The organism is Bacillus sp. JJ1474 (assembly GCF_036965225.1).
Lineage (GTDB): Bacteria > Bacillota > Bacilli > Bacillales > Cytobacillaceae > Cytobacillus.
Window position 1 is genome coordinate 1 of record NZ_JBALPC010000240.1, and the last position, 3,588, is coordinate 3,588.

General features: G+C 38.8%; 4 protein-coding genes. 2 read left to right on the plus strand and 2 right to left on the minus strand.

Annotation, left to right across the window (positions count from 1 at the left end):
* Positions 1–1,288, minus strand: a 1,288-nt coding sequence (locus V7164_RS23275; protein ID WP_335355372.1) for a DEAD/DEAH box helicase, incomplete at its 3' end; no start/stop codon positions are given.
* Positions 1,289–1,645: 357 nt separating this feature from the next.
* Between V7164_RS23275 and V7164_RS23280 the strand changes: the two genes are divergently transcribed.
* Both V7164_RS23280 and V7164_RS23285 read left to right on the plus strand, forming a co-directional pair.
* Entirely contained in the window at positions 1,646–2,659 is a 1,014-nt protein-coding gene (locus V7164_RS23280) for a fatty acid desaturase (RefSeq protein ID WP_335355373.1), read from the plus strand.
* 48 nt (positions 2,660–2,707) lie between these two features.
* Positions 2,708–3,283 (plus strand): response regulator, encoded by a 576-nt coding sequence (locus V7164_RS23285; protein ID WP_335355374.1) that lies wholly within the window; start codon positions 2,708–2,710, stop codon positions 3,281–3,283.
* Between the two features lie 100 nt (positions 3,284–3,383).
* On the opposite strand, the gene V7164_RS23290 is transcribed toward V7164_RS23285, so the two are convergent.
* On the minus strand, positions 3,384–3,588 hold a 205-nt coding region (locus V7164_RS23290), incomplete at its 5' end, for a DUF1360 domain-containing protein (RefSeq protein ID WP_335355375.1).

A 3,588-nucleotide genomic window follows, 5' to 3' on the forward strand; every position in this document is an offset into this window, starting at 1 on the left:
TTTTTGCAATCGTTCCAACGAAATCTACAGCTCGAATCTTTTTGTTTTTTCCGCCGCTGAAATGAAGTTTCATGATATCTTGGTTTATTCGGGCAGTTTTATTATTTTTAACGGCTCTGCGGCCACTCATTTTTTCTTGGAAGGCAGCTTTTCCTGCAGCCACTTCTTGATATTTAGGAGCTTCCATAACAGGTATCTCGAAGCCAATATACTTTTCAATTGATTTCAGGAATTTTCCTTCATAAGGTGTTGCAAACGTGATCGCTTTGCCTTTGCTGCCGGCACGGCCAGTCCTACCTGTACGGTGGACATAGCTCTCTTTTTCCAGAGGAACGTCAAAATTGATCACAAGTGTCACATTATCAATATCAATTCCTCTTGCAGCTACATCGGTGGCCACTAGATAACGGAAATTTCCCATTTTGAACCCATCCATAACGGCAAACCGCACTTCTTGTTCTAACCCTCCATGGATTCGTTCACAAGAATAATTGGATTCTTCTAATTCGGTAAACACTGTATCTACATTTTCTTTAGTTCTGCAAAAAATAAGACAGCTATCTGGATTTTCAACGATCGTAACATCTTTAAGAAGTGAAATTTTCTCTTCTTCTTTCACCTCGATTAACTGATGTTCAATGGTATCCGATGTTACCCCAGTAGACTCAATCTCAATATGAATAGGATCCTTCATATATTTATGACAGAGATTTTCAACATCCTTAGGCAGCGTTGCGGAAAATACCATCGTTACTCTATCTAAAGGAAGTTCATTTATTATCGCTTCTACTTCATCGATAAAACCCATATTGAGCATTTCATCCGCTTCATCTATGATCAAAAACTTTATTTGGTCTAAAACTAAGGTTCCTCTTTCAATGTGGTCTATGACACGGCCAGGTGTACCTACGACCGCATGAGTTTTTTGTTTTAATTCGTCTTTTTGTTTCGAAAAAGGTTCTTTTCCATATAGGGCGGTAGCTTTGATTCGTTTAAACCTTCCGATATTCGTGATATCTTCACGAACTTGAACAGCGAGCTCCCTCGTTGGTGTTAGAACTAATGCCTGTGGCTTTTTTTCCTCCCATTCAATCATTTCGCAAATAGGTATGCCAAAGGATGCAGTTTTCCCGCTGCCTGTTTGAGATTTAACAACAAGATCCTGCTTTTCGAGAGCTAATGGCAGGACATCAATCTGAACCTGTGTGGGAGTTTCATATTTTAATACAGCTAGTGCTCTTTTTATTTCATCACTTAAATGGTAATCAGCAAAACTTTTTTCATTCATGTATAAACCTCATTTTTCGTTTTTTCCAATTCATGAATAGGATTCTCCTAAAGGATTATCATATGCATGATGTGAATATGGTTCATTATACGTGAAATACCGAACAAGTTGGATTTTATTTTTTAAAAAACAACTGGTTTTCATTAAGCAGCTGTCATGGGGAAGGTGGTCCATTAAGTCCGAAATGGCGGCTTTTCTTGTTTATATTCCGTGAAAGTGTTTTACAGAATTTATCTTTAAGTCTATCTTGTACATGACGTTTGTCATGCCTTGTAGGTGACACCTGCTACTAACAACTCCAAATCCCTTCCTTTATAATTAAAATTAACAAGGGATTCAAGGAAGGAATTTAAATAAATGACCTTACAAAACACGAAGAATTTGAGAAAACAAGTAGCTCCATTTGAAAAATCAACGACAAAAGAAAGTGTATGGCAGCTCATTAATACGGTCGTTCCATTTATTACATTATGGTATCTTGCCTATTTAAGCCTGTCCGTATCATATTGGCTGGCATTAGTGCCCATAGTGATTGCGGCTGGTTTTTTAACGAGAATTTTTATTATCTTTCATGATTGCACCCACCATTCCTTTTTTAAAGATCGCCGTGCCAATCGAATAGTTGGTACAGCAATGGGTGTTTTGACAATCTTTCCTTTTGATCAATGGGGGCATGAGCACTCCGTTCATCACGCAACAAGCGGGAACTTAGATAAACGCGGGACAGGAGATATTTGGACGCTTACAGTAGTTGAATATTTAGAGGCGCCGCTCAGACTTCGTTTAGCTTATCGTTTTTACCGTAATCCATTCGTTATGTTCGGATTAGGACCGATTTATGTATTCCTTCTTAAAAATAGATTTAACCGTAAAGGTGCCAAAAAGAAGGAACGCATGAACACTTATTTGACGAATGTCCTAATCGCTGCTTTAGTAGGGTTGCTCTGCTGGGCGGTAGGATGGCAGTCATTCCTTCTCGTCCAAGGATCGATTTTCTTACTATCTGGTTCAGTAGGCATTTGGTTGTTTTATGTACAGCATACGTTTGAGGATTCTTATTTTGAAGCAGATAAAGATTGGGAATATGTGAAAGCGGCAGTAGAAGGAAGCTCCTTTTATAAGCTTCCAAAACTTATGCAATTCTTAACTGGAAATATTGGGTTTCACCATGTTCACCATTTAAGTCCAAGGGTTCCAAATTATAAACTAGAACAGGCACACAATAATACGCCACCCTTACAAAACGTTCCGACGATCTCTCTTGCCACAAGTTTGAAGTCGCTCCGATTCCGTCTATGGGATGAGCAAAACAAGAATTTCGTTAGTTTTAAAGAAGCTAAAGCTTTAGTTGAAAATAGAGTTTCCGCCTGAACTGTAACTTCGACTGGCTCCCCTTCACTCTAGGGGAGTTTTTGTTTAATGGTGCATCTAGATAAGGAGAGAATGAAAATGATTCGAATTGTCATTGCTGAGGATCAGGAAATGCTGTTAGGGGTTATAGGTTCGCTTCTAAATATGGAAAGTGACATGGAAGTGGTCGGTCAGGCAAGGAATGGAGACGAGACCCTTACCCTTGTACAACAATTGCAGCCCGATGTTTGTATTATGGACATAGACATGTCCGGAATGAGCAAACTTGAGGTAGTAGATGCCTGCATGACAACAGGGTGTAAGGTAATTATTTTATCAACCTTTGCAAAAACAGGCTATTTTGAAGGTGCCCTGAAAGCGGGTGTAAGAGGTTATTTATTGAAGGACACCCCAAGTGAGGAGTTAATCGCCTCGATACACAGCATTATGAAAGGGGAATACATCTACTCCTCCGAGCTACTGGATAAGGATTCTAGAGATAACGAACAAGGAATAGAAATGTTTGAACGGGTGACAGGTAGTCAAATCATAAATGAAGGCTCTTATCAAAAAAGCAACAAAATTGTATCCGTCAGAAGCTTTTTTTCCACAATCATGGATAAAATGAAGTTGCCGGCAGGATAGGTATTAATAGAGAATATTCAAAGTCCAATCCCTCAGTATACTAAAGTATTTCTGTACTGGGGGATTGGACTTTGTTTTTCAATCCTGGGGTCGGTCTTCTCTAATTGGAATTTGAATTATGTTTTATTTGCTCATTATACAATTCAGTTCTTTTGATATTTACCCCAACAAACGTTTCCAAGATGGCTTGTCCACCTGCAATGGCAAGGATGAAAATAATAAATTTAGCAATGGAGGGAAGAAAAAGATAACTTGTACAGAGCAGGATTGCAGACCAAATTCCTGTGCACCAATAACAGGTTAAG